29 protein-coding genes and 2 tRNA genes are annotated in these 22,899 nt (G+C 57.5%); 16 read left to right on the top strand and 15 right to left on the bottom strand.

All coding sequences use genetic code 11. From position 1 onward, the window contains the following. Positions 1 to 81: 81 nt before the first annotated feature. From OG897_RS40985 to OG897_RS08565, 13 genes are all read right to left on the bottom strand, one after another. Entirely contained in the window at positions 82 to 630 is a 549-nt protein-coding gene (locus OG897_RS40985) for an HNH endonuclease (protein WP_353963747.1), read from the bottom strand. Further along, positions 603 to 2,399 carry a DNA polymerase gene (locus OG897_RS08610; RefSeq protein ID WP_266654440.1) on the bottom strand — a complete coding sequence of 599 codons (1,797 nt, stop codon included), beginning with the start codon at positions 2,397 to 2,399 and terminating at the stop codon, positions 603 to 605. The genes OG897_RS40985 and OG897_RS08610 overlap by 28 nt, the downstream gene beginning before the upstream one ends. A 682-nt stretch (positions 2,400 to 3,081) precedes the next feature. Beyond that, entirely contained in the window at positions 3,082 to 3,627 is a 546-nt protein-coding gene (locus tag OG897_RS08605; protein ID WP_266654438.1) for a hypothetical protein, read from the bottom strand. After that, a complete protein-coding gene (locus OG897_RS08600) occupies positions 3,624 to 4,439 on the bottom strand; it encodes a metallophosphoesterase (RefSeq protein ID WP_266654436.1) in 816 nt (271 codons plus the stop codon). The genes OG897_RS08605 and OG897_RS08600 overlap by 4 nt, the downstream gene beginning before the upstream one ends. Continuing rightward, a complete protein-coding gene (locus tag OG897_RS40980; RefSeq protein ID WP_353963746.1) occupies positions 4,436 to 4,870 on the bottom strand; it encodes an endonuclease VII domain-containing protein in 435 nt (144 codons plus the stop codon). Before OG897_RS40980 ends, OG897_RS08600 begins: the two co-directional genes overlap by 4 nt. Continuing rightward, a complete protein-coding gene (locus tag OG897_RS08595) occupies positions 4,867 to 5,253 on the bottom strand; it encodes a hypothetical protein (RefSeq protein WP_266654434.1) in 387 nt (128 codons plus the stop codon). Before OG897_RS08595 ends, OG897_RS40980 begins: the two co-directional genes overlap by 4 nt. Then, positions 5,250 to 5,573 carry a DUF3310 domain-containing protein gene (locus OG897_RS08590; RefSeq protein WP_266654432.1) on the bottom strand — a complete coding sequence of 108 codons (324 nt, stop codon included), beginning with the start codon at positions 5,571 to 5,573 and terminating at the stop codon, positions 5,250 to 5,252. The genes OG897_RS08595 and OG897_RS08590 overlap by 4 nt, the downstream gene beginning before the upstream one ends. Before the next feature lie 68 nt (positions 5,574 to 5,641). Then, positions 5,642 to 6,271 (bottom strand): topoisomerase, encoded by a 630-nt coding sequence (locus OG897_RS08585; protein ID WP_353963752.1) that lies wholly within the window; start codon positions 6,269 to 6,271, stop codon positions 5,642 to 5,644. Next, positions 6,168 to 6,548, bottom strand: coding sequence for a CHC2 zinc finger domain-containing protein (locus OG897_RS40975; RefSeq protein WP_353963745.1), 381 nt, complete (start codon positions 6,546 to 6,548; stop codon positions 6,168 to 6,170). Before OG897_RS40975 ends, OG897_RS08585 begins: the two co-directional genes overlap by 104 nt. Beyond that, a complete protein-coding gene (locus OG897_RS08580) occupies positions 6,541 to 6,972 on the bottom strand; it encodes an endonuclease VII domain-containing protein (RefSeq protein WP_266654428.1) in 432 nt (143 codons plus the stop codon). The genes OG897_RS40975 and OG897_RS08580 overlap by 8 nt, the downstream gene beginning before the upstream one ends. After that, complete coding sequence (locus OG897_RS08575) at positions 6,972 to 7,307, bottom strand: hypothetical protein (RefSeq protein WP_266654426.1); 336 nt, start codon at positions 7,305 to 7,307, stop codon at positions 6,972 to 6,974. Before OG897_RS08575 ends, OG897_RS08580 begins: the two co-directional genes overlap by 1 nt. Positions 7,308 to 7,325: 18 nt before the next feature. Beyond that, positions 7,326 to 8,105 (bottom strand): AAA family ATPase, encoded by a 780-nt coding sequence (locus OG897_RS08570; RefSeq protein WP_266656678.1) that lies wholly within the window; start codon positions 8,103 to 8,105, stop codon positions 7,326 to 7,328. A gap of 113 nt (positions 8,106 to 8,218) precedes the next feature. Further along, positions 8,219 to 8,983, bottom strand: a complete 765-nt coding sequence (locus tag OG897_RS08565; RefSeq protein WP_266656676.1) for a PD-(D/E)XK nuclease family protein — start codon at positions 8,981 to 8,983, stop codon at positions 8,219 to 8,221. A gap of 879 nt (positions 8,984 to 9,862) precedes the next feature. On the opposite strand from OG897_RS08565, the gene OG897_RS08560 reads away from it, so the two are divergent. Continuing rightward, positions 9,863 to 10,852: a hypothetical protein gene (locus OG897_RS08560; protein ID WP_266654424.1), complete on the top strand. Its 990-nt coding sequence runs from the start codon at positions 9,863 to 9,865 to the stop codon at positions 10,850 to 10,852. Here OG897_RS08560 and OG897_RS08555 read toward each other — a convergent pair. Then, positions 10,842 to 11,357, bottom strand: a complete 516-nt coding sequence (locus OG897_RS08555; protein ID WP_266654422.1) for a hypothetical protein — start codon at positions 11,355 to 11,357, stop codon at positions 10,842 to 10,844. The genes OG897_RS08560 and OG897_RS08555 overlap by 11 nt on opposite strands. Before the next feature lie 346 nt (positions 11,358 to 11,703). Here OG897_RS08555 and OG897_RS40970 point away from each other — a divergent pair, with 346 nt between their 5' ends. The 9 genes from OG897_RS40970 (at position 11,704) to OG897_RS08520 (ending at position 17,636) form a co-directional block, all read left to right on the top strand. After that, a complete protein-coding gene (locus OG897_RS40970; protein ID WP_353963744.1) occupies positions 11,704 to 12,102 on the top strand; it encodes an HNH endonuclease signature motif containing protein in 399 nt (132 codons plus the stop codon). A gap of 293 nt (positions 12,103 to 12,395) precedes the next feature. Next, positions 12,396 to 12,470: transfer RNA gene (locus OG897_RS08550), tRNA-Met, on the top strand. A gap of 142 nt (positions 12,471 to 12,612) precedes the next feature. Continuing rightward, a tRNA-Cys gene (locus OG897_RS08545) sits at positions 12,613 to 12,683 on the top strand. 31 nt (positions 12,684 to 12,714) lie between these two features. Then, positions 12,715 to 13,101 carry a hypothetical protein gene (locus tag OG897_RS08540; RefSeq protein WP_266654420.1) on the top strand — a complete coding sequence of 129 codons (387 nt, stop codon included), beginning with the start codon at positions 12,715 to 12,717 and terminating at the stop codon, positions 13,099 to 13,101. A gap of 454 nt (positions 13,102 to 13,555) precedes the next feature. Next, positions 13,556 to 13,726, top strand: coding sequence for a hypothetical protein (locus OG897_RS08535; protein ID WP_266654418.1), 171 nt, complete (start codon positions 13,556 to 13,558; stop codon positions 13,724 to 13,726). Then, positions 13,723 to 14,145: a hypothetical protein gene (locus OG897_RS08530; protein WP_266654416.1), complete on the top strand. Its 423-nt coding sequence runs from the start codon at positions 13,723 to 13,725 to the stop codon at positions 14,143 to 14,145. The genes OG897_RS08535 and OG897_RS08530 overlap by 4 nt, the downstream gene beginning before the upstream one ends. An 18-nt stretch (positions 14,146 to 14,163) precedes the next feature. After that, on the top strand, positions 14,164 to 14,625 hold the full coding sequence (locus OG897_RS40965; RefSeq protein ID WP_353963743.1) for an HNH endonuclease: 462 nt from the start codon (positions 14,164 to 14,166) through the stop codon (positions 14,623 to 14,625). Continuing rightward, positions 14,622 to 16,187, top strand: a complete 1,566-nt coding sequence (locus tag OG897_RS08525; protein ID WP_266654414.1) for a terminase large subunit — start codon at positions 14,622 to 14,624, stop codon at positions 16,185 to 16,187. Before OG897_RS40965 ends, OG897_RS08525 begins: the two co-directional genes overlap by 4 nt. A gap of 15 nt (positions 16,188 to 16,202) precedes the next feature. Next, positions 16,203 to 17,636, top strand: a complete 1,434-nt coding sequence (locus OG897_RS08520) for a phage portal protein (RefSeq protein WP_266656675.1) — start codon at positions 16,203 to 16,205, stop codon at positions 17,634 to 17,636. Positions 17,637 to 17,646: 10 nt separating this feature from the next. On the opposite strand, the gene OG897_RS08515 is transcribed toward OG897_RS08520, so the two are convergent. Then, the gene (locus tag OG897_RS08515; protein WP_266654413.1) at positions 17,647 to 17,874 is read right to left on the bottom strand and encodes a hypothetical protein; all 228 of its coding nucleotides are present in this window, start codon (positions 17,872 to 17,874) and stop codon (positions 17,647 to 17,649) included. A 145-nt stretch (positions 17,875 to 18,019) separates the two neighbouring features. Here OG897_RS08515 and OG897_RS08510 point away from each other — a divergent pair, with 145 nt between their 5' ends. From OG897_RS08510 to OG897_RS08485, 6 genes are all read left to right on the top strand, one after another. Next, a complete protein-coding gene (locus tag OG897_RS08510) occupies positions 18,020 to 18,550 on the top strand; it encodes a hypothetical protein (RefSeq protein WP_266654412.1) in 531 nt (176 codons plus the stop codon). Between the two features lie 20 nt (positions 18,551 to 18,570). Then, positions 18,571 to 19,659 carry a phage capsid protein gene (locus OG897_RS08505; protein ID WP_266654411.1) on the top strand — a complete coding sequence of 363 codons (1,089 nt, stop codon included), beginning with the start codon at positions 18,571 to 18,573 and terminating at the stop codon, positions 19,657 to 19,659. Positions 19,660 to 19,671: 12 nt separating this feature from the next. Beyond that, on the top strand, positions 19,672 to 20,253 hold the full coding sequence (locus OG897_RS08500) for a phage gp6-like head-tail connector protein (RefSeq protein WP_266654409.1): 582 nt from the start codon (positions 19,672 to 19,674) through the stop codon (positions 20,251 to 20,253). A gap of 1,087 nt (positions 20,254 to 21,340) precedes the next feature. Then, entirely contained in the window at positions 21,341 to 21,694 is a 354-nt protein-coding gene (locus tag OG897_RS08495) for a hypothetical protein (protein ID WP_266654407.1), read from the top strand. A gap of 37 nt (positions 21,695 to 21,731) precedes the next feature. Then, positions 21,732 to 22,091, top strand: coding sequence for a hypothetical protein (locus OG897_RS08490; protein ID WP_266654405.1), 360 nt, complete (start codon positions 21,732 to 21,734; stop codon positions 22,089 to 22,091). Between the two features lie 175 nt (positions 22,092 to 22,266). Then, positions 22,267 to 22,875: a hypothetical protein gene (locus OG897_RS08485; RefSeq protein WP_266654403.1), complete on the top strand. Its 609-nt coding sequence runs from the start codon at positions 22,267 to 22,269 to the stop codon at positions 22,873 to 22,875. Positions 22,876 to 22,899: the final 24 nt, after the last annotated feature.

Raw genomic sequence — 22,899 nt, 5'->3', positions numbered from 1 at the left:
TAAGACTCAGCGCTGACAGCTCCTCTAGGAAAAGCTCAATGTTCTGGTAGCCCCCCTCAGGGAACTCCTTCTCAGTCTCGGTCAATGCTTACTCTCCTCTGCCCAGCGCCTACCGCAAACGATATTGCTTACTTGAGGTTGCTTAATCCCAAACCTCGCTCCTATCTCTTTCTGCGACAAGCCGCCTCGTTCATACAGGTGGCGAATAGATTGCGCATCCTCTCTCGATATCTTTGCAGTGGGGTGACGCTGAGAGGGGTGGGTCCCCACAATGAACTTGTCATCTGAGTTCTGAGCAGGAGAGCCCCACGCCAGATTCGAGGCATGATTATTAAGAGAGTTGCCGTCCAAATGCCGAGCGTGGAAGTTTTGCCTGGGACTGGAACCGGAAAACACTTCCAAAACCAACCGGTGAATCTTGGTATTCCGGCCGAAAATATTTACGGCAAGGTAGTCTCGGTTCGGGCCAGTTTTACACGGGCGGAGAATCCTGGCGATGTTTGCCCGAGAGCCCGTTTTCGATCCGCGCAAGCACCAAGAACGCACTTGACCCCTGTTGCTTACCTCGTACATTCCATCCGTACCCGGCACAGGCAACCAAATTACGCTGCCAGATACAGGCTCCCCCACGAGCGACCCCCCACCTTGATATCAGTTGTAATACGCACACCAGGAAGCTCCATTTCCATGATCTTGCCCGCTTCACGAGCCATCTCCGGAGCCTCTTTCTCGGGGAAGCTGAAGACCGCTTCATCGTGGATTGGGAGCCGAACAAAGGACGTAAAGCCTGCCTTGTCTAGCTCCAGCAGGGCCCTAGCAGTAACATCCCTCGCAGAGGACTGGATCAGGTAGTTGATGGCCGCATATTCGCGCCCACGGTCTACGGGAATCCTTCGCCCTGTCGCACTCCAGATGTAGCCCTCTCTCCGAGCAAAATCCGCTTCTTGTTCTGCCCGCTTGGGAACACCTGGGAAGGTCGAGTTGAATCCTGCAATTACCCGCTTCGCGTCTTCAAGCGGGATACTCGCCTGTTGCGCAAGCGCCTTAGGCCCTCCTCCATAGCAGGTAAGGAAGTTGGCCATCTTGCCAACCTTCCTCGACACTCCCGCCGCATCGGCAGTCAGTTGATGCAGATCCTCAGCATTACGGAATGCTGCAATCATGCGTGAGTCTCGGGAGAGAGCCGCTGCTACTCTCAATTCTTGGGCGGAATAGTCAATACTTGCCGTCACATGCCCCTCTTCTGCGAGGAACATCCCTCTAACAAATCCTGAGCCAGCAGGGAATGTCTGTGCCGGAACACTTCCCGTAATTGTCATGCGGGCTGTTCTGGCAGCCAATGAATTCAGCGAAGCGTGCACCCTGTCAAGGGAGTCCCGCCCATTCAGAGCATTCTCGAACCAGGTCTTACGAAACTTCCCAGCTCGCTTCGCATCAATAACAGCCTGCGCTAGAGGGTGGTCAATAGACTGCAACACAGAATCATCGACGGAGACATTGCCCTTAGCCGTCTTCTTACCCAGCCTGTACCCGTACCCGAGTCGGGTGAAAGCCTCCACAAGCTGATCTGTGCTGCCGACCTTGCTTACGCCGTAAGAGAGGGCTGTATAAGCAGCCTCCTCCTGCTGTGCTGTCAGCTCAGCACAGCACCTTTCCGCGTACTCGACATCGAGGAGATAGCCAGTCCGCTCCAACTTGGCACAGACATGGGCTAGTCGGTGCTCCCAGCCAATGAGGCCAGATGCCTTAGACCTAGCAGGCACCAGCCGATAGAGAATCTGCCAGAGCCGATAGGCCCACACGGGATCCATACCTGCGTACAGCAAATATTTCGGGTCCTGGAGACTGACCACCTTCCATATCTCCGCCTTAGTGGTCTTGTACTCCTGAGCCAATTCCCTTGCAGAGCCTTTTACTTCGTCGGCTGCAACAGGGTCTATGTAGAATCTGACGAGGTCTTCCAAGCTGAGCCCAGGGCCACCCTCTCGGGTAGCCCTCGGATCGACGAGGTGGGCCAATAGCTTTGTATCCCATGTCTTGGGAGCCAGATCCTCCATAGGAATGCCTAGACACTCCTCCACGACGTGAAGGTCATAAGTAGCGTTCTGAGCTATCAGGCTCTCAGCGGCCCTGAGAGCCCTTACCACTGCGGCCCCGTACTCAGGGCCTAGCTCCACGGGGATGACGTAGGACTCGGCCCCCGTGCCGAACTGTGCCAGGCGAAGACGGAAGCCCCTGTCACCCCTGGCATTCCAATAATCAAGGCCCGTGGTCTCTGTGTCGAACCCCAACACCGGGAAGCGTCGTACGAAATCCTCGAAGGCTTTCAGGTCATCGGGGCACTCGACCACGTTGATACGAATTGGCTGCCCACGCAGCCGGTACAGGATCTCTCGCACAACCCTCCCATCAGGGTCTAGCGGACAAAGTCAATCCCCGAGGCAAAGAGTGCTAGGCCAATACCAAATCCAAAGCCCAGAACCATTCCGGCCCACAGCTCAGCTAGCGACTTCACTTGAATCCCTTCGGTGATGTGCGAGGGGTCGGGCCGACTACCCGACCCCTCGCCTGTTAATGACTAGCCCTTAAAGCTGCCGTCCTTCTGACGCCAGAGGGGGTCGCAATTGCTTCCCTTAGGCGCGTTGCAGAAGAGGGCTGCCCAAGGGCCGTTCTTCCCCTGTCCCTCTCGGAGAGTCCGACCGTGAGGACAGTTGTCCCCGTCGCCCGCAGGCTCCTTAGCCACAACTCGGCCGCCCTTGAACTCCTTGGGGCCCGAACCAGAGGCCGGAGGCCCGTAGACGCTCTGCGCCTTAGTTGCTGCCTGACTCAGCAACTCCGGAACTCCGTTGTCTACAAAAGCGCGGAGTACTGCCGCATTGTTCTTAGCTGCCTCATCCGGAGTCGTGCCAGAGGACCGAAGAACGAGCCAAGGGGCGTCAAAACCGGGACCGAACTTAATGGTGTTGCTAGCTTCAAAAGGGTTAGCAGTGTTCTCAGAAATGTTGGTCAAGTCGCCTTCTTTCGTCGGAGTACTGGGCTCGCCCCACGGGGACGCCCCACTAAAAGGAGTAGTCAAACTTGTTAGCTCCTCAGGTCTCGGTTCATCTGCCTAGCCAACATGTCAACGGCCCGATTTGCCGCCTTACGCTCGGTATCACTTCCACAGGGAATACCCATGACATACCGGCTCATGATTCGCGCTCGCTGTTCCTCAGGAAGCCGTTCAAGGGCCTTACTCGCATCCATACGAGCCGACATCAAATTGTCGGTCACCCGGCATCCCAAGAGATCGTCCTTACGCCCCAACAACTGCCCCATCTCCTCATCGGAGTAAATAAAGGAGCCCAGAGCTATACGGGCCTCAGAGGGTGTGTAGTAGTACCGCTCATCTTCAACATCCCGAGCATCTCTCTCACGGGATGCATACCGCACACCAGCGGTCTTGCAGAAACCCCAGAGAAGACCCCCATTATCAGCGTGAGGTTCGAGTGCCTGTCTGCCCTCATAGCAGGCAGTCAAGATCTCCTGCTTCACATCATCTTTCTCCACGATGGGCCAACTGGCAGCAATAGACTTCGCCACCTTGTCGGCAAGCTGAGCCATGGCAGCCCAGTCGAGAGCGGTCAAAGGCTCACTCCCCTTACGAACTTTCCGTCGGGGCCCCTGCTGGGGCCTCCGTACAAAGCCCCTTCCACAATGAATGAGCCATCTCGGGCAATGTCGACGGGAACAGGTGCAACGTGCTTGTCAGAGATGTAGAGGATGGAAAATCCAGGCTGCCAATTGGCGACCCCTCCAGGGCCTAGATATCCCGCCTTTGCAGGGGACATCAAATGCCCCACTTCCATTCCCCATCGGATGCCTCGCCTACCTCCTTGGTATCCGGTGCCTACGCGTTGAACTCCAAGGCGGTGGGTGTGGCCCATGACGATATTTACATCGGCCTTTAGCGCGTGCCTCAGAGCCGTTTTACCGGCCTCCTGAGACAGGCCCTTAATCTCATGACCGTGAACCAGGGCGGTATCCGGGCCCACCTTGAAGAAGGGTGGAGTGAGATCTACGCCAAAGCCATCAAAATCCAGCAACTTACGAAAATGGAAGGAATCTGCATACTCGGCCAGAGCGGGGGCCTGCGCTGACAGATACGTACGAGGACGAAGGTCGTGATTCCCCTCCAGGATTCCAAAGGGGCCGCTGTACACCTTCCGAATCGGCTCCAGGAACACCCTCTTCGTAGTCTCTGAGTCCCGCCTCACATGCTGCTCATATTCAAGGCGAGTGCCTTGGCTCCATCGAGACGGAGTCGGGTAGTCGCAGAGATCCCCGATTTGGTACAGCTCATCGGGGGCAAAATCCCCGATGAAGTCGATCAAGTTCTTAAGATGCTTTGCATTGTGGTAAGGAATCTGAACGTCACTGATGACACATATTCGCTTCAAGCATTCTCCATCACATAGGCAGCAGCACGACGTATCAACTCGGGATCATCTCGCAATTGACCTATAGCCACGTTGCAGGCTCTGCATAAAAGGCCCCTGATCCTGCCCGAGGAATGGCAGTGATCAACCGCCAGCCTCCTACTGACACGATCCCCTACTTCTTCGGCCGCGCGGCCGCATATAGCACAACCACCATTCTGCGCATCAAGCATTACTTTGTACTTCTCGGGCGTCAGACCGAAATTGCGTCGCAGGTCCTTCGCGCGGTCAAGCTCACGAACGTAATCAGGGTTCTCCTGGCGGCGACGCCTAGCATGGGCAAGGGCCGTTTCCGCATATCCCTTCTGACGACACTTAGAGTCGCAGTACTTCTTGTTGATATGAGAGCCCGCCAAACTTTTCCCACAAGCCGGGCAAGGTCTGTCGCTCACACAAGCTCCCCTACCGTCAACTCGTAAGCCTCTTTCCAGGTAAAACCGTTGTCCTGCTTGTCCTGCACGTGATCGAGAGTGCGCAATACGGCCTCGGAGAGACTCGGCAGCAGCTTGCCCAGCATTTGGCGTGCGGAGAGTCCTTCGTACTTACTCATATCTGCCAGCGACAGCCCCATACGTGCGCCCACTTGCCCTACGAGACAACCGGGACTTTCCAGCCCACCGCTTTCGTTCTTGTGGACGTAAAAGCACGTTCCATCCAGATCTTCCGTCCCATCCCCATAAACTTCGTAGTGACTGGGCACCTTGTATATGTAATCCGGGTTCTCCAGGACAACCTGCCGAAGAACCTGCATGGCCTCTGCCTCTTGAGCGCTCACGCTGCCTCCTTCTCAAGTCGCTCGATCTCGATCTCAATGGACTTCATGGCCTTACGAAGGTCTTCAATCGGATCAGGGCTCTTGAGACCCGCACGCCACAGGTACTTGATCGCAGCCCCCACAAACGTAGTAAACGGGCCGATGATCTCTTTGCACTCCACACCACTTGGGTGGCTGGTGTAGTGACTCGGCGAGTTCACAGGATCGGACTCAACAGGGCTAAGCTCTTCTGCGGCCACGTGGGTTGCATATTTGATCTTTCCGGCATCGGTATCCCATGTCACCTCGTATGGATACGGAACCGTTGGGGCCTCATTCACAGATCTCACCTTTCCCAACCGAAGGGCTCCGTCTTGGGAGATCCATACCTGATCACCCTCCTTGTACCTCAAATCCCGAGCCTTTCCGTCAGGGCCTGCGGCCCGTGCTCTATCAACAGGCGGTTGCTGTCGTATACGTCGGGCAGTCGGATCACTTTCCCATTCGGCATTTCGGAGGCCAACGCCTCCATGCAGTCCTGCCCCGCTTGGTCCCCTTCGGCTATCAGGTAGACCACCTCATAGCCAAGAAATGGGGGATGCCAGTAATCCCGCCAGGAGCCAGTTCCTGGAATCCCTACGGCCGGTACACCCGCCATGGCCCAGGACATGTCATCAAATTCGCCCTCAACAACCACCACAAATGAGCTGTCAGCAATCAGGGCGGAGGTGTTGTGAATCCGAGGAGGGTCCCCCGGGAGGGACAGGTACTTTCCGTGCCCCTCGTGGACTTCCTTACCGCCAGTCAGAAACAGGTACTGCCCATCAGGGCCTTTGACGCACCTGTCCGCGATACAGCGGAAGCGGACTGTTGCAACTCCCTGTTCGCCACCCGCAGGGCGGAGATAGGGGATCGACAGATAGCCTCGGTACCGGTCATGACCAGGAAGAGCCGAAGCGACGAATCCCAATCCGAATGACTCGGCTACGGGCCCTAGCCCCCGAGCCCTCACGTACTCCTCTGCCGGGCTTCCCGGCATCATCTGGTGGTACGCCATCGCAGCTTCCACTGATCCGCTTACGTGCAAATTCTTGGGCCTCAGTGAACCCACATGACTCCTCTCTCATGATTACGGCATAGGAGTCCTCAGACAGTCGGCAGACGAAGCAACTCCAACGCTGAGCAGAGGTGTTGACACTGGCGCTAGGAGACGAGTCCGGGTGAAGAGGGCAAGAGATCCTCTGATGCCCTGCCCTCTCCTGGACCTCGACCCCGTAGTAGTGCCTCAGGACTGTTGCTATGGGTGGCTTAGACATCCGGCCCATGGCCGGGGGTATACCGGGGCCCCAGGGCCTCCCACGCCGGATATGCCTCTAGGTAGTCCGCAGCTCGACGCAGAACCTCCGGCCTGTCCCTGGCTCCTCGCGCCAGGAGCTGCGAGTTACAGCGGGCACAGAGCAGCCCCCTGATCGCCTCCGTCCGGTGACAGTGATCCACCGCCAGATTGGTGCGCCTGGTCTCCTGACAGATTGCGCACCGACCCTCCTGGTGCTCCAGGAGGCGGCTGTACTCCTCTGCAGTCAGGCCATAGGTCCGCGAGATCCGCGCATCCCGCCCAGCTCGACGCCGGGCAACTGTCCGACAGGTGGAGCACACGCGCCCCCTGGGGCCGCTGAAGAAGCGAAGGGCCCTGTTCTTGCTGCACCGTATGCAGAGCCTGTATCCCGTGCGTACGGCCATCAGGCCGCCGCACGGAGCGTGGCTTCGAGCCGCAACTCACGCTTCAAATGGGCTTCTTGCTCGACTGCCATCGACAGAGTCAGGATCGGAAGGACCTCTACCAGGTCCCGAGTCTTGACGTGGATCACTGCCGTACTGATCCCTCCCTTTGCGGCCCCCATGAGGGCCTTGAACAGGGCTGACAGGCTGAAGTACTTCGGATTGAGAACGGTCACCACAAGGGCCACGCCCTCATCCGATACCTCCGAGACATCGAGGCCGGGGAACATCGTCTCCAGCGAAGAAGTAAATTCCCGAGTAGCCGTAAACCCGCCCTTGAAGCTTTCTTCCGACATTGCAATCCCCCCACAGGATTAGGCCGCGAGGCCAAGTGGCAGTTCCTCCAGCTCCTCCAGGCGGAGGCTGGAGCGATTCAGTCGATAGCTAGCAAATGTCTTACCAGAGGAGTCCTCAAATCCCTCGCGGTTCTTCACCGGGGAGATATTAAGTATCCGGCTGTTCATGCCATCAATCTCTTTGTGGACGGTCAGGATCAAGGAGGGAACCCGCCCGATCTTGCCCTTCACTCCACTCAGAGGAATGGGGCTCAGACCATCTGACCATTCGCCCGTAGTGTGGTGCATTCCCATGACGTGAGCCCCAGTCTGACGGGCCATGTCGGAAAGGTATTCACACAGGGATTCCAGGCCGAATGAGTAACTGTCTGCATCTCCGGCCCCTCCTGTGTCCACGTTGGTGACGTTATCTACACACACCAAATGAGGCATGCAACCAAATGTCTCTAGGAAACTCAGAAGGTCTCGTTCAAGCTCGTCCGGCGTAGGCCGGGAAGCAAAGTTGAAGCGCAGCCACCATCGTTCCGCAAGAGCTTTTCCGTACTCCTCAAAGTTTCCTGAGAGGAGAGCAGCCTTGACCACCTTGGAGTCTTCGCCGGTAATCATTGCCGTTGCACGACTGACCTGTGTAGCTGCTGTTGAATCCGCCGAGAAATAGAGTCCAGGAATATTGCCGTAGGTTGCCAGGTTGGCCGCAATAATGCTTTTGCCAGTTCCGGGACCTGCTACAACTAGCGAGAACTCGCCTCGCCTGAACTCAACTTCCAGTTTCGATAGAGATGTGAAGGGACTTGGGATCGGTTCACCTACCGACCCTCTGATGCGTACTGCTTGAGACAGGCTGAACAGATCGACTCCTTAAGATTCTCAATCTTTACATGTTTTGGCAACTTTCAGACCAAAAAAAATGGCTACCGCCGATACTCACATGCATGGGAAACATCACAGAAGCGACAGTGAAAACCCGGCTTGGCGGGAAAGTTGCCCGCCTTCACACCTTCGTCCAAGGCCCTGAAGGCTGTCCCTACCTCCCCTTCGGTGACTCCCGAGAGGTTCACCGTACGGGAAAGTCCCCCAGATTTGGCCAGGTACCAGTCTGCCGAATTCACTTCCGCTCCCAGAACCTTCCTAGCAAGGATTCCATAGGTCTGCAATTGGAACTTCGACTTCGTCGACCCTGTCTTGAGATCTCGAATACGCAAGGATCCGTCAGGCTCCTGAATCACTTGATCCACGTAGCCTTGAACCTTGATACCTGATATCTCGGCTGTCAAGTGCAATTCGATACCACGTTGCCCCCCTGGTGACTCCCAGAGTTGAGGCTCATTTTTCTCCGCCCACGCAACGTAGGCGGCAGTCTGCTGCATGCCCAGCGTGTAACGCTGGGCAATGTCGTCCGCCCCCGAGGGCCCGGCAGTCATCCACCTATCTGTATCAGGTTCCTGATCCAACGAGGCGTCCACAAGAGCCGTGTACTGCTCGTGAAAGACCTCTTGCACGTCCTCCACGTGCATAGCACGGCTGGCCCCCTCGTACACCTCACAGGCCGTATGGAAGCTTGTCCCCTGGTGCGACCACGCCGCAGGCCGTGAAACCACCCCCTCCACTCGTTGCAGGTAGTATTGCCAAGGACACTTATTGATGTACTGCTCTAGTTGGCTAGGGGACCTTGTCATAGTAGCCACCCGCTCATACTGCGCGCTCATTGCCTCATCTTCCCGCGTAGATTACGTGCACTGAAAAGAAGCTCGACCACGGCAACTCTGGGTGTGCTCGATCGTAGAAGTCCGTCTCAATGACTGAATCTCTCCAGCCGCCAGGCAGTTCCCTCTCCAATCTTCTGACTTCAAATATGTCCTCATCTTGAATGAGGTCACATTCGACGAGGTACCAGATCGGCCCCAAGTTGGTCATTCCTCTGTGGAGAGTCATCGTTTCAGATCGATACAACTCTTCCACTTTAGAGATTTCCAGCCCTGACAGAGCATGACTGTTTCTACCCTCAATCAAGATTTTCGCCCCCCAGAGCGATAGGGCCTCCCCAGGCCCGACATACTTGGATTCCCCTGCCTGCTCCCCAGCAGGCAGGGGAACTAATCGATATTCTCTACCAGTTGATATCACCGACTGACGCAGCCGGGAGGGTAGCCGCAGGATCCGCCTCCGAGACCGACGGCAAACTCCAGTTGATATCACTGGTACGCCAATTGATGTCTCCCTGGGTAGCGACCTCCGTAGCGGAGGCCGTACCCGCAACCCCACCAACTCCAGCAGCTACCAGCAGCAGGCCACCAACGACCCGCGCCAATGCCTTGATCATTCTGTATCCCTTCAAACGAGACTGCACGTAACAGCCCGTGGGATGCCAACTGCTCAGCAGATAGGTTGCGTTGGCCCACAGGGCACACAGGGCACAGGCTCCCCATGCAGCACATCAGGCCATGGATCCATGGCCTGATGTCGTCACACTCAGTAGGCTGTACCAGCTAGTTAAGCCATGCAAGGCGTCATGTCGCGCGCGTTTGACCGTGCGCAAAGAGGCGGGGAGGTAGAACATGTCAAATGGGGACACAAGCCCTGAATCTGGGCTTTCTGAGGCATCCAAGGAAGCTCTAGAACTCATCGCCACCTACCGGTATCCGGACAGGGATCACCCCGGGATCCCCAGCCTGGTGGAACATGGGGCAATCAATCCTGTGGCTCTTCAAACGCCAGGGACGGCCCCTTGGACCATCCAGGACCCGGGCGCACTCGTACGAACACGCTTGCGTAAGACCAGCGCAGAGCTTCGGCGTCAGGCCGAAGCTCTGGAGACGCTGCCGGAACTCTATGACGCCCTAGTTCGACTGGCTAAGGACGAGGCATCTTACTCACAGGGTTTGGAATATCTCGCAAACACGGGGGAAGCAAATACATCCCTTCAAGGAGCGATAGCCTCAGCCACCATCCGGGTTCTTACCGTTCATCCCAGCCGACTGCCCCGCGTTAAATCGGAGCTGGAGGCACGTCTACCTGACGACCTTGCAAACGCCGAGAACATAGCCGAGTGGAAAGAAGTCTACACCCGGAATCACCGCCAGAACGGCGATCTAATCGCCTGGGCGGAAGAGGTAGCAAAAAGGGGGCTTCAAGCACGTACGACGCACGAGGATCAGATAGAACGTCTCTACATCATTGATAACGCCGCCTGGATCCTGGACAGCTGTAAAGAGAACGGCACCGAAAGGCCCGCTCTAAAAATTCAGGTCCCCGCCCTTGTCGCCTGGCTCGAAACCTACTTTCGTGGACTCTGGGAAAGGTCGGAGCGTTGGATAGGGGAGGCTCAAGCCAAACGGGGAACCACCATTACGACAGAACACTCTCGCCGCATACTGCGCCTTTACTCGAAGGACCTGCGAAAAACAGAGGTAGCGAAGAGGCTTGACACATCAACTCGGTACATAGATCGCCAGTTGGCCCCAGTCTACGAGAAAACAGGTCTAGAGACCATCCATGGTCTTTGCCTTTGGTTCGCGGAGAGCGAGGAACGGCACATCAACCCTTGAAACTCAAAGGTCCGTCCGGATTAACGATCGCGGACGCTTCCTCCGGATCCCACCGCAAATAGCGTTGCACTTGCGGGCTCGGGCCTTCCTCATCCGCAGGCCAAGCGATAACCAGGCCCGTTGAGTCTTTGCGGGGCACGTAGGAGAATCCTTCATCAATTCTGAATGTGACGACTTCACCCAATAGCAAATGATTAATCAGGGTCCTACGTGCCGCAAAGTCTTCTTTAGTTGTCGGTCTACCGTTCCGGTAGGCAAGAAGACCCCGGAGACCTTTATAGACATGTTGTCTCAAAAAGTCACGCTTCTTGGGTGCCTCCGCAAATGGCCAAGGCAAAAGCTCCGCAATATCGACTGAGGCTAGCGGGATTGACATTTCCTTGTCCAGCTTGTTAGTCACCGCCTGGCGGCTCACCCCATACTTTTCTGCAATCTCTTTATGCGTGAGACCGGCTACACGCCATTTGATCAGTTGGTGTTTGTCTGGCAACTTTCCGTAACTCACTCGGCCCCTCCGCCACAGAATGCCCACGTTGGACAGCGGGATCGTACATGTTCAGGCAACTCGGGCACAACGGTGCGGGGGCAACTGGGGGCGACACCCATACCCGGCAAAGTGACCTGCATCACACTTCGACCCTCAGGTGTCCCAACGGGCCATGGAGGACCCATACATACATAGTGAGAACAGTTAGAAGAAACTAACTCTCTAGTAGCTAAAGGCATCCCCCTGAAGGGATGCCTGTTTTTAACTAGTAGAAAAATTACTACTTAAAACTATTGACTTCTCTCTGTTGACTCCCTGTAGACCCCCCTAGGGGGTGTCCGGGTAGAGAGGCCAGAGGGGGACAGTGGCCCAGGCGTCAGACCAGTACCCGCCTGGGCCACCTCGACCACCAGGAGGTGACTCTGTGCCTAGAGCTGCCTCGATCTGCTACCGCCCAGGCTGCGTGGGGCGGACTGTCCGCCAGGGCCTCTGTGGGATCCACGCCCCGGCAGAACGGCCCTGGGCAAGAACGAGTCCCAGGAACCGAGACAAGATCAGCCACCCAGTGTGGCAACGAAGGATCAGGCCCCAGGCCCTGAACCGTGATGGATACGCCTGTGCCGCCTGCGGCTCCAGAGAGGAGCTGGAGGTAGACCACATCATCCCCATCGCCAAGGGCGGCACCTGGGAGCTGGAGAACGCACAGACCCTGTGCAAGACCTGTCACAAGGAAAAGACCCTGAAGGACAGGCAACGGCCGTAGCCTTCCTCTGTGCCTACCTACTTCTTCGTCATGACTCTTTCCAATGGCCGCAGGCAAGCAACGACGAGTTTCGTTATGGCCTTCCCAAGAAGGTCCAATGCACAGGATCGTTACACAGAGGTCTACAAGGTGGCCTGCACAAAGATGCGAGACGGTGGGATTCTTGCTCCAGAGGAAGAAGCCCCAGTTCTCTTCTACTCCTGTGAACGCCTCTGAGCCGTGCAGTTCAGCAGGCCATTAGACATCCCTCCCTTGCGGGAAGCGAGCAAGCAGGCCCCTTGAGGGCCTGCCCAGCCTCATTAGCTCAGTCAGGTCAGAGCGCCGCTCTCATACGGCGGAAGTCCTTGGTTCGAATCCTTGATGAGGCACAGGGAGTTATTCACGGTCCTACTCCCTTACAAAACTCTTCCCGTGCGCACTTTCCGGTACAGCGTTGAGCAACCGGCTTAGTCATGGGGGTAGCTCCCCCAGTGCTCAGAGGCTGCCTAGGCCAAGGCAAGAATCTGAGCGGTGTCCGTCGTCTAGTGGCTCAGGACGCCTCTCGCAAGGAGGAAACGCCGGTTCGAATCTGGCTGGACACACAGGACTCAACACCCGACCTTAGGAATGCCTTTGAACAAGTACTCCCGCTTTGCCATTGCTGCCGCTGCCCTTGTGGGCACCCTGTCCTTTGCCGCTGCCCCCGCCAATGCGGCCAATGGGCCGACGAGTTCTGTCACTGGTGCCTCTGTCTGGTTCCTCGCCGACGGCGATGTAATCAAGATTCGAGACACCAAGGCCGACGGCCTTTCGGCCGTGGCTCAGGTCCATTTCTCAGGCGGTGTCTCGTACAAGGACAATCTTTGGAATAACGGGGGCAACGGATCAACGCGTGAGTACAGCTACGGCACGGCAGTGCCAGAAGGCGTGTTTGTCTATTACCGGGCCTGTGTAGGCAAGTCGGCTACTCACACGCTCGTTCGGTGCGACGATGAGTGGAAGGCCACGAACACCAACTAATCCTCCCTTCCCATCGGTATCTGACGATCAGGAAGGTGGTTCTTCTTGGCTTATTACGGGGAACGGAAACGCGCATACCAGAGAACATGGGTTGCAAAGCGGCGGGCAGATTGGATTGAGTCCAAGGGGCCCTGCGCCGAATGCGGGTCTAACGAATCCCTAGAGGTTGACCACATAGATCCGTCTACTAAGACTATGAACCCCCGAAGCATATGGGGGCGAAGGGCCGCAGCTCGTGAGCTGGAATTAGCAAAGTGCCAAGTGTTGTGCCGGAGCTGCCACCAGAAGAAGACGAGTGCGTTCAGGGACCCTGGACATGGCGGAGGAGCCAATGGCAAACGCGGCTGTAAATGTGAGCCCTGCCTGACTAAGCGCCGAGCCGCCAAACAGACCGCCATTCAGGCCCCCGCCCTTGGGGGCCTTTCTCATGCCTTCTCGCAGGAGTGATGCCCCCATGCAGCAGGACCAGGACGAGCACCAGGACCAGGCCGAGGAGTACGAGGCCCTCCCAGCCCCGCCCACCAGGGCGGCTCAGCAGAGGACTTGGCGACAGGAAGCCCTCTTCGAGCTGGAGGATTGGGACGAGCTGCACGAGGGCCAGGCCCTCCCTGAGGTCCGCCTGTGACCAGAGGGCCTCGACCCAAGGAGAACGCAGTACGCCGCAACGCGCACCCCTTCGCCCAGGCCCTTCCCGATGCGGCCCAGGAGGGCCGTGAGCTGCCGAAGGCCCTCGGGATCAAGACCGGCGGTGCGCGCCGCTTCTGGAAGACCTGGAGCACCGCCCCTCAGACCCAGGGATGGGCAGAGACTGACTGGGCGGAACTGGAACTGACAACCAAGTTGGTAGACGCCCTCTATCAGGGCGAGTTGAAGCTAGCCGGAGAGATCCGGCAGAGGGTTGCCAAGTGGGGCGCGACTGTTGAGGACAGAGCGCGACTTCGTATGACCCTGGAGAGCCCCGAGGAAGACCCTCAGGAGGCCCAGGAAGTTCCTCAGGCAGTCGACATGGACGAGGAGCTGTACAAGCTTTTGAACGGTAACTGAATACGGGGGTGTTGCCGCTTGCGCGTATGTAAACACTGCAACTCCCCCAACCTCTACGAATCACGTGGTAAGTCTCGCGGGCTTCTCTGTCACGAATGCTTCAACCGGGTTGACCGTGAACGACGAGCGGAACGAAGGAAGGACCCCGAGTATCGTCGGGCCGCCCTTGAGAAGGAACGGGCTAGAAGTCGTGCCAGGTATGCGGAAGATCCGGAGTATCGCGCACGAAAGTTGAAGGCCACTCAAAAGCGGCGTCTCTTCTATCAACGAGGCGATCTCACAGAGGTCCAATGGGAAGCACTCATATCCCTCTATGGCGGATTGTGCGCCTACTGCTGCCAACCAGCCGAAGTCATTGACCACATAGTCCCTATGAATCATGGGGGTACTCACAGCGTCGACAACGTGGTTCCGGCTTGTTCTCCCTGCAATCTCGCCAAGGGCGATACCCCGTTGATTATTTGGGGAGGGCAGGGATGAGTCAAACCGGAAATCTCCCTTCTCAAGTCCCCAAGCCTTCCGAGACCCTCGGGTACCAGATCATTCGTTGGTGCCAGAAGTACATTGTCCACCCTGATGGCGACAGGGCCGGTGAGCCCTGGCAGTTCACACCTGAGCAACTCCGCTTCGTCCTGTGGCTCTACGCCATCAAGCCCGACGGCAGTTGGAAGTACTCCGCTGCAACTCTCCGTAGGGCAAAAGGGTGGGGCAAGACGCCTTTGTTGGCAGCCCTGGCAATCGTTGAGTTCCTCGGGCCTTGTAGGTTTTCCCATTGGGACGCCTTCGGCCTTCCTGTAGCAAAGCCGGTGCCCCTTCCTGTTGTTCAGATCGGCGCTACGGCGCTCGATCAGTGCGAGCAGACAATCGACTTCATTCGGGGCATGCTCTCCGAGTCTCCTGCCGAGTCTGAGTACGGGCTAGAGATTGGCAAGAGCGTCATCCAGTTCAAGAGCGGTAAGCCCGGAAGCATTAAGCCAAAGGCAACCGCGGGGCGCACCAACGAAGGTAACCGTCCAACGTTCATTGTCATGGATGAGGTTCACCACTGGGTAGCCAGCAATGGCGGACCGGACTTCTATCAAGTTCTCAAGAGGAACTCTGAGAAGACCCGTCTTGCAGGATCCCGCTGGATCTCAACTACGAATGCTTACAGCCCTACCGAAGACAGCGTTGCCCAGAGGATCCATGAGTCCGAGATGGTTTCTCAAGGATTCTGGCTGTACGACTGTGTTGAAGGCCCGCTAGCTGTCGAGGACTTGAGGAATGCGGCCAAGGTTCGCGCGGCTCTCGTGAAGTCCTACGGGGATGCCTCGTGGGCAGATATTGACGGTCTGACTCAGACGATTCTCTACGACCGTACGACCCCAGACAGCACCTATTGCAGGTTCTACCTGAACCAAATTGCGGAGTCTTCAGACGGCTGGATGTCCAAGTCTGAATGGGATGCCTGCTTCTCAGAGGATGATCCGATCGAGGCCGGAGACCTTATAGCCTGCGGATTCGATGGAAGTATCCGAGGCGATGCGACAGCCTTGGTTGGAGCGAGATTGCGTGACGCCAAGCTCTTTGTACTTGGAGTCTGGGAGCGTCCTGAAAACGCTCACGATGACTGGGAAGTCGACGTGCTCTCAGTTGAAGCGGCTGTAGCCGACACCTTCAAGAAGTACCGAGTTGCATGGATGTACTGCGACCCCCCGTATTGGCAGGAAAACATTGGCCGTTGGGCCTTGGAACACGGCGATGACACCGTTTTCGAGTTCTGGACCAACAAGCCTCTTCGTATGACTCAGGCAACAGAGCGCTTTAGGACTGCGGCCATGGTTGGAGATCTCAGACACGATGGGGATTACCGCCTGACTCGTCACGTCCTCAACGCAGTTACCCGAGAAGTCCCCCAAGGGACGCTGATCCAGAAAGACAGCCCCAGAAGCCGAAGGAAGATAGACCTTACCGTCGCCGGAATTCTGGCTATCGAGGCTCGCGCCGATGCCATCGCAGATGGCCGAATGACTATACGCAGGAGCCGAGTTGTGGGCTTCTAAGGAGGCCCATTGATCGTGCCGCCAGGCGGAAGCACCGCCTTCATAGGCAAGCCGGAGACTCCTCAGCAGTGGCTTATGTACTTGCATGGGAAGCTGCCGGGCCCTGACCATCCTTCTCAAGTCTTCTCCTCGTACTACGAGGGGGAGCAACAGAAGTTGGCGTTCTCCCAGATGCGCTATAAGGCAGTATTCGCCAGTGTCTTTGAAAGGTGGCGGGACAACTTCTGTGGCGTTGTTGTGGATGCCACGAGTGAGCGCCTTCATGTCGACAGCTTCCGTATTCCCGGCGAGGACGACGGTAAAGAGGCTCGCTACTTCTGGCAGAAATCTTCCATGGATGCCTACTCAACATCTGTGCACCTGGAGACCCTCATCACAGGGTCTTCGTTCGTGGTCGTATGGCCGGACACTCAGGGCGAGCCCGCCATCACCCCTGTTCCAGCTACACGCATGGCTGTCAGCTACAAGGCTGGTTCTCTCTGGGAGCTGGAGGCAGCAGCCCGCTTCGAGCCGGACCCTTGGGGCCGCCAGCAAGTGACCCTCTGGACCGAGGAATACGTCTACGAAATTCCTTACGGGACGACAGATTGGGCCCAGGGTACTTCGCAGCCCAATCCTCTCAGGGCGGTTCCGGTTGTGCCCTTCGAGAGACGCCCCCGCCTTGGGCGGGAACCAACCTCCGTCCTGGTCAACTGTGTTCCTATTCAAGACGCGATCAACAAGATTTTGATGGACGCTCTTACCGCCTCAGAGGCTGCTGCCTACCCTCAGAGGTGGGTCACTGGAATTGAGATCCAGGAGGACGAGAACGGCAACCCGGTTGCTCCGTTCAATGTGGGCCTGGACAAGCTCTTGCAGGCTGAGGACCCTGACGCAAAATTCGGAGTCTTCCAGCCGGTTGATTTGCAGAACTACGTTGCTCTTGTGGATCTTCTGGTGCAGCACCTTGGAGTAACGTCGAGGGTACCGAGTCACTATTTCTTGGTGAACTCGTCCAGCACTCCATCGGGCGAGGCCATTATTTCGGCTGAGGCTGGGCTAGTAGCCCAAGTCAAGGAACTCATGCTCCACTTCGGGGAGTCCTGGGAACGAGTCATTCGCTTGTGCTTCGCAGTGAAGCGGGACAAGCGACAGCGCGCGTACGAAATGGAAACGCGCTGGAGAGACTGTGAGTACAGGACTGAGGCCCAGCACATTGACGGACTGCTGAAGCTCAAGCAGCTCGAAGTACCTCTAGAAGTCCTTTGGGCTGAAGCTGGTTTCACCGCAGCTCAGATCAGCGACTTCCGCGAAATGCGGAAGGTCGATGCCAAGGCTGCTGCGGAGATACAGGAGTTGGGGCCACAGCCCCAGCAGGACCTTGCTGCGCTGGAGGCCAAGAAGGCCGCCAGCAAGCCGCCTCAGGGAAACTCTGGGAACGTATCCCGGAAGCTTCACGAGGCCAAGTAGGGCCACCTATTCAGCGCATCTTGTTTACGGCCTTCTTGAGTGCCTCGTTTGCTGGATGCGTCAGGTCTTCAGGCATGTAGAGCCTCCTGCCATCTGCCAACTCCATGCCATCGAGTCGGTACAGCAGCCTTTCCCAGTTGATCCGCTTGCCTTGGAACCAGCCATCAGCAATCTCGTAGGCGGCATCAACTATTTCCTCTGTGATTTCAGCCGCGGTGGTCGGCGTGTAATCCGTCATGCGACGGAAACTAACACCACCAAATGCCCTTGTCAAAGGCTCGCTTAAATGGTAGCGAGCCATGCTTATTTAAGCTTTCCCACCGGTGCCGGGGGAAATCCCAAGTGCGCCCCCTGTGCCCCTGATCCGAAACGGACGGCACTCTATGACTGAACAGCAGATCGTTCCTCAGCCTCCCATTCCTCCTACCCCTCCCGCTCCTGAGCCTGTTCCTGACGCGGTAGCCCTTCAGGCAGAAGTCGAGAAGTGGAAGGCACTGAGCCGTACAAATGAGAAGCGCTGGAATGAATCCAGTGCTGAGCTTGACACGCTGAAGAAGGCTGGCATGTCCGATCAGGAAAAGGCTCTTGAGACTGCCAGGGCTGAGACGCGAACCGCGACTCTCTCTGAAGTAGCAACTTCCCTTGTTGAAGCGGAGATTCGCGCTCAGAGCGCGAGTGCGGGCGTTACGGCCCCTACCGAATATCTTGACCTGACGCGTTTCCTCGCCAAGGACGGCAAGGCAGATGCCGACAAGGTCAAGACCTTCATTGCCTCTCTCCCCAAGCCGGATGTACACCCTCCCTTCCCTCAGATCCAAGGAGGGACGGGACATTCCCAGCCTGGCGGAACGCCATTTACTTCCATGGACCCCAATGAGCTTGCGGACCTTATCGCAGGCGGGAGGTTCATCTAACCCCTTAAGGATGTTGCCTCTTGCCTACTACGCATCACTTTAATCTTGATCCGCGCCAGGTGACAATTGCGGCGCTTGGCCTTCTTGACCGTCAGCTCACTCTTGGCGGGATTCCCGCCCGGTACTCGGAACTGAACTACACAGGTGGACTTGGTGACGTTATCAACGTCAACCGCCCGAGCCGCAGTATTAAGGTTCAGGAAGCCGGGATTTCGAACATAATCAAGAACCCGATTACGGGCGACAAGAACACCTTTGCCGCTGCGTCGGATCGGCCCCTTCCTGCGACTCCTCGCCGGGCACCTAACGGGTTCATCAATGAGACCCGATTCCCCGTGCAGTTGACCACGCTCGCTCAGAACGCAACTGCCCTGAGCATGGAACAGGTGGCCTTCGATCTTCGCCAGTTCGGCAGTCAGGTCCTGGCCCCGCTGACTCGCGGTTTTGCTGAGTATTTCGATGACACGATTGCGGCCTTCATTAAGGCCAACATCACTCGTTCTGGTCTGACTGCGGCCCAGAAGACTGCCGTTGGCGGCGATGTGGCAGTCACTATCCCTCAGTACGACGGTAGTCGAGAGAATCTCATGGCTCGGGCCTTGGCCCTCCGTGTGGCATTCGTTGATGCTCGCCTCGCTCTGCGTCGGGCTGAAATCCCGATGACTGAACGGTATGTGATCGTCGGCCCTGAGGTAGAAGCCATTCTCCTCAAGGACCCCGAGTTTGTTCGGGTCGACTATTCCGGCGATACCAACGCGCTTCGCCGGGCAATCATCGGCAGTTACTACGGCTTTGACGTCGTAGTGCACAACTCCTTTGACCTTGAGATGTACTTCTTCCACAAGTCGGCACTTCTCATTGCCTCTGCCTGCCCTGCCATCCCTATGGGTGCGGTCACCGGTTCGGTTCAGAATGTCAACGGGATCGCAACTCGGATGCTCGTGGATTACGACTATGACCTCAAGGCCGATACCATGGGCCTTGACACCATGTACGGCATTTCCACTGTGAAGGAAGACCCGGACTTTAACATCCGAGGCACCGTCATTGGTGAGAAGTTCGTCCGTGGTCTCAAGGTGAGCATTACTGAGGCTCCTCCCAAGCCGTAAGAGGGGAGGGCCATGCTTGCCACTGTCAATGACGTCACTGCCCGACTCGGGCGGCCCCTCACTTCTGAGGAGGCATTGAGAGTTCCCGCCCTCCTGGCGGACGTAACCGGGCTGATTGAGGATCACTGCGGACGGGACCTCGTCCGCCAGGAGGGCCAGGCCCTAACTCTCCCCTCCTATGGGGGTTCCACTCTGCCCATCCCAGGGAGGTACAGCGCCGCACTTTCAGTGTCTGCCGTCCATCACGGCGGACAGCAGCTCGATGGCTGGGCACTCGTTGGCCGCCAGCTCGACCGCGAGGCATGGCCCGTGGGCCCCATCGTGCTCATCGCCTCATGGGGGTACCTCGATCCGCCTGCCTCTCTCCGCGCAGTGGCCTGTGCTGAGGTCATCAGGTGGCTCGCCCTCAGTCCCGGCATCGAGAGCGAGAGGGTGGGAGAAGTAGAGGTCAGATTCAGTGGTGGAGGCGTCGTTCTTTCCTCCTCCACCAAAAACACGCTCCGCCCGTACAGGCGGGCGGGGCTCGCCAGCATCCCGCTACAGCGGGAGGCGTCCATCATCAGTCGGTGGAGGGCCAATGCTCGGAAGTACTGACCTCGTACGTATCGAGGTCCACCGGGCCCCAGTGACTGACTCCGCCTACACCTCTCGTCCCGACTGGGACAGGGCAGTCAGAGTCTGGGCAGGGATGGGCTCCGCCCAGCCAGACCGAACCTCTGAATCCTCTTCCCCATCACGGAACTTGGTACAGGAGCGCCTCTCTGTCTGGCTCCCCCTTGAGGCCCCTGCGAGGGCCTCTGACAGGCTCCTGATCGGCAACCTCTGGTACCAGGTGGATGGGGAGCCCCAGAGGCTCACACAGACCTCACGAAGGCACACACGCCTCACGGCGTGGAGGACCGTGGGCGAGTCTCTGGGGAGCGGCTGACAGATGACCGAGGGCTCTGCTAGCGTCGAAGACGTGCCAGCCACCACAGGCACATGCAACATCTCTGCGTCTCTTCGGAGATGCAGCACCATTACGGAATCTCGTCTGCAAGTGATCTGGCACGTCCCGTGCTTGAAGCCTTCGCGTTCTTCGGAGCGCGACACCATTGCGGTATTCCGGCCTCTTCGGCTAGATGCGTAATAACTTAAAACCCCCGCGCTCCTTCGGGAGTGCGGCACCATTCCCCACCTCAGTGGGGGTAGTCCGGCAGCCTGGGTAACAGCAACATCGTCCCCGCCACAGCGGGGGTTGCTCAGCTGCGGGAGTAACAACTAAATTGTCCCCGCCTACGCGGGGATGGCCCCTCGGTTGCCTTCGTTGGAGACGCCGAAGGTCATTGCTCCCCGCGCATGCGGGGTATCTGCTCCCCGTGCACACGGGGATGACCCAACGGGCGGCGGAGTCGGCCACCGTGAAAGTCAATAGTCCCCGCGCATGCGGGGATGATCCCTTCTCGATCAATTCAATAACGTAGTCCCCGCTCATGCGGGGGTGGTCCTTGGGGATCTCTAGCACTAACCTGTTCCCCGCGCATGCGGGGATGGCCCTTATTCTGAGGGTGGCTGTATTTGCTCCCCGCGCACGCGGGGATGGCTTCACAGGCTTAGGCCCCGACTCCGGTCGGGGCCTTTGTCATTCCCCTAACTCCCTTTGCTCCCCTAACGGGTTGAGCCCTTTTCTGAGGGAGGTCTAATGCTTGGATCTTCTCGGGTCAAGCTCGTCTTTCAGCCTGGATGGGAAGACATCGCCTTTCGGTCTACTGAGACCAAAACCCTGATCGCTCTGCACACCGCCAAACTGGCAGCAGTAGCCATCAAGGAGACGCCCAAGCGTCGGGGGAACAACTCCTACACCGCTACTAAACACAACGTTGAACATTTCGTACAGAACAGCCTCAAGGGCTGGTACGGAAATGTAGTGGTTGACCGAAATCCAAGAGTCCGTCACGCGATGCTGACGGAACGAGGATTCACAGACAGAGCAGGCCGGCGGCACCCTGGCCGCAAGTGGCTCAAGGCTGCTCTTCTGAAGCAGCGGATTGAATAGGAGGTAGCCTCTGAGAATCGACCCCGTCGAAGTCCTAGTGACATACCTCAATTCCCAGAAGGACATCCCTTCCGGAGCCCCTAAGGGCGACATGAGCCGCCATGAAGTCGGCAGCACGACCATCTACCTTGAGCACTCAGGCGGATACCGCATCGTCCGCGATTTGGCGGACAGGGCAGACATTGAATATGACGTGTACGCCCTTGACCGCAAAGAGGCCGTGGACCTCGCCTATCTGGTGAGAGAGAAGCTTCTAGAGGATCTTCCTGACTCCACCTTCATGGGCTGTCTCGTCGTGGACGTGGAGGAGATCTCTTCTCCCACGTATTACCCGGATTCCGTCTCCAGAGAGCACATGTACGGCGGCGAGGTAGCCGTCTATATCGTTGCTATCTGATACTCCCCAAACACGCAGGCCCCTCACTCCGAGGGGCCTTTTTCATACCCATTCGAGGTTAGTGAGCGCAGACTAGAGATACAGAGACGATTGCCAGGCCCCGCACCCCGGGGCCTTTTTTCATGCCCTCTATCAGTTAGTGAGCGTTAACTAGCCCCCTGTTTCAGGAGGCCACTTGGCCAACGATGCTAAGCGAATACGCTTTGCCCCTAATGGATCGATTTATATCGCACCCGCCCCCGTTGAGGGTGCGTCCGGTGGAACCGTCGTACCCACTGATCTAGGAACCGTCAATACGCCCCCTGCTGGCTACAAGGCATGCGGCTACACAGATGAATCGGGGGTCACTATTACCCCCAGCGTGGAAACACAGCCAGTCAATGCCTGGCAGTCAGCAAGCCCAGTCCTGTACCAGGTGACTAAGGCTAGCTTCAGTATCAAGACGACTTTGCTTGAATTCAGCGAGCTGACTACGGAACTCTTCTTCGGAGCCCAGTGGGTTGAGGTAGTTGGGTCAGGCAATACGCCGACTGGTATTTTCCGCCTGGATCTGGCAAGTACGCCGGACCTCAAGGAGATTTCCATCGTTGTCGACTGGGAGATGTCGGCTATCCGATACCGGGCGGTTATCCCTCGGGCCATGATTTCCGACCGTGGAGCCATTCAGCTCCAGAGGTCCGAGGCCGGAAAGTTTGAACTCACCATGGAAGCCCTGGACTCCAAGGGCATTCTTGGTTATGTGCTGACCAACGACGACATCATTCCTGCCGCTCCTAAGCCGTAGTAAAGGCCCGAGCCGGGGCGGGCT

Source organism: Streptomyces sp. NBC_00237 (genome assembly GCF_026342435.1).
Classification (GTDB): domain Bacteria; phylum Actinomycetota; class Actinomycetes; order Streptomycetales; family Streptomycetaceae; genus Streptomyces.
Note: the sequence above shows the minus strand (reverse complement) of the source record. Positions and strands in the feature narration are given on the sequence as shown.

Bases quoted from the DNA above. Each gene is read 5' to 3' on its own strand.
- OG897_RS40975 (WP_353963745.1), bottom strand. From the start codon at position 6,548: ATGTCTAAGCCACCCATAGCAACAGTCCTGAGGCACTACTACGGGGTC.
- OG897_RS08575 (WP_266654426.1), bottom strand. From the start codon at position 7,307: ATGTCGGAAGAAAGCTTCAAGGGCGGGTTTACGGCTACTCGGGAATTT.
- OG897_RS08500 (WP_266654409.1), top strand. From the start codon at position 19,672: ATGCTTGCCACTGTCAATGACGTCACTGCCCGACTCGGGCGGCCCCTC.
- OG897_RS08515 (WP_266654413.1), bottom strand. From the start codon at position 17,874: ATGACGGATTACACGCCGACCACCGCGGCTGAAATCACAGAGGAAATA.
- OG897_RS08585 (WP_353963752.1), bottom strand. From the start codon at position 6,271: ATGCCGGGAAGCCCGGCAGAGGAGTACGTGAGGGCTCGGGGGCTAGGG.
- OG897_RS08495 (WP_266654407.1), top strand. From the start codon at position 21,341: ATGCTTGGATCTTCTCGGGTCAAGCTCGTCTTTCAGCCTGGATGGGAA.
- OG897_RS08535 (WP_266654418.1), top strand. From the start codon at position 13,556: ATGCAGCAGGACCAGGACGAGCACCAGGACCAGGCCGAGGAGTACGAG.
- OG897_RS08510 (WP_266654412.1), top strand. From the start codon at position 18,020: ATGACTGAACAGCAGATCGTTCCTCAGCCTCCCATTCCTCCTACCCCT.
- OG897_RS08525 (WP_266654414.1), top strand. From the start codon at position 14,622: ATGAGTCAAACCGGAAATCTCCCTTCTCAAGTCCCCAAGCCTTCCGAG.
- OG897_RS08565 (WP_266656676.1), bottom strand. From the start codon at position 8,983: ATGACAAGGTCCCCTAGCCAACTAGAGCAGTACATCAATAAGTGTCCT.
- OG897_RS08580 (WP_266654428.1), bottom strand. From the start codon at position 6,972: ATGGCCGTACGCACGGGATACAGGCTCTGCATACGGTGCAGCAAGAAC.
- OG897_RS08560 (WP_266654424.1), top strand. From the start codon at position 9,863: ATGTCAAATGGGGACACAAGCCCTGAATCTGGGCTTTCTGAGGCATCC.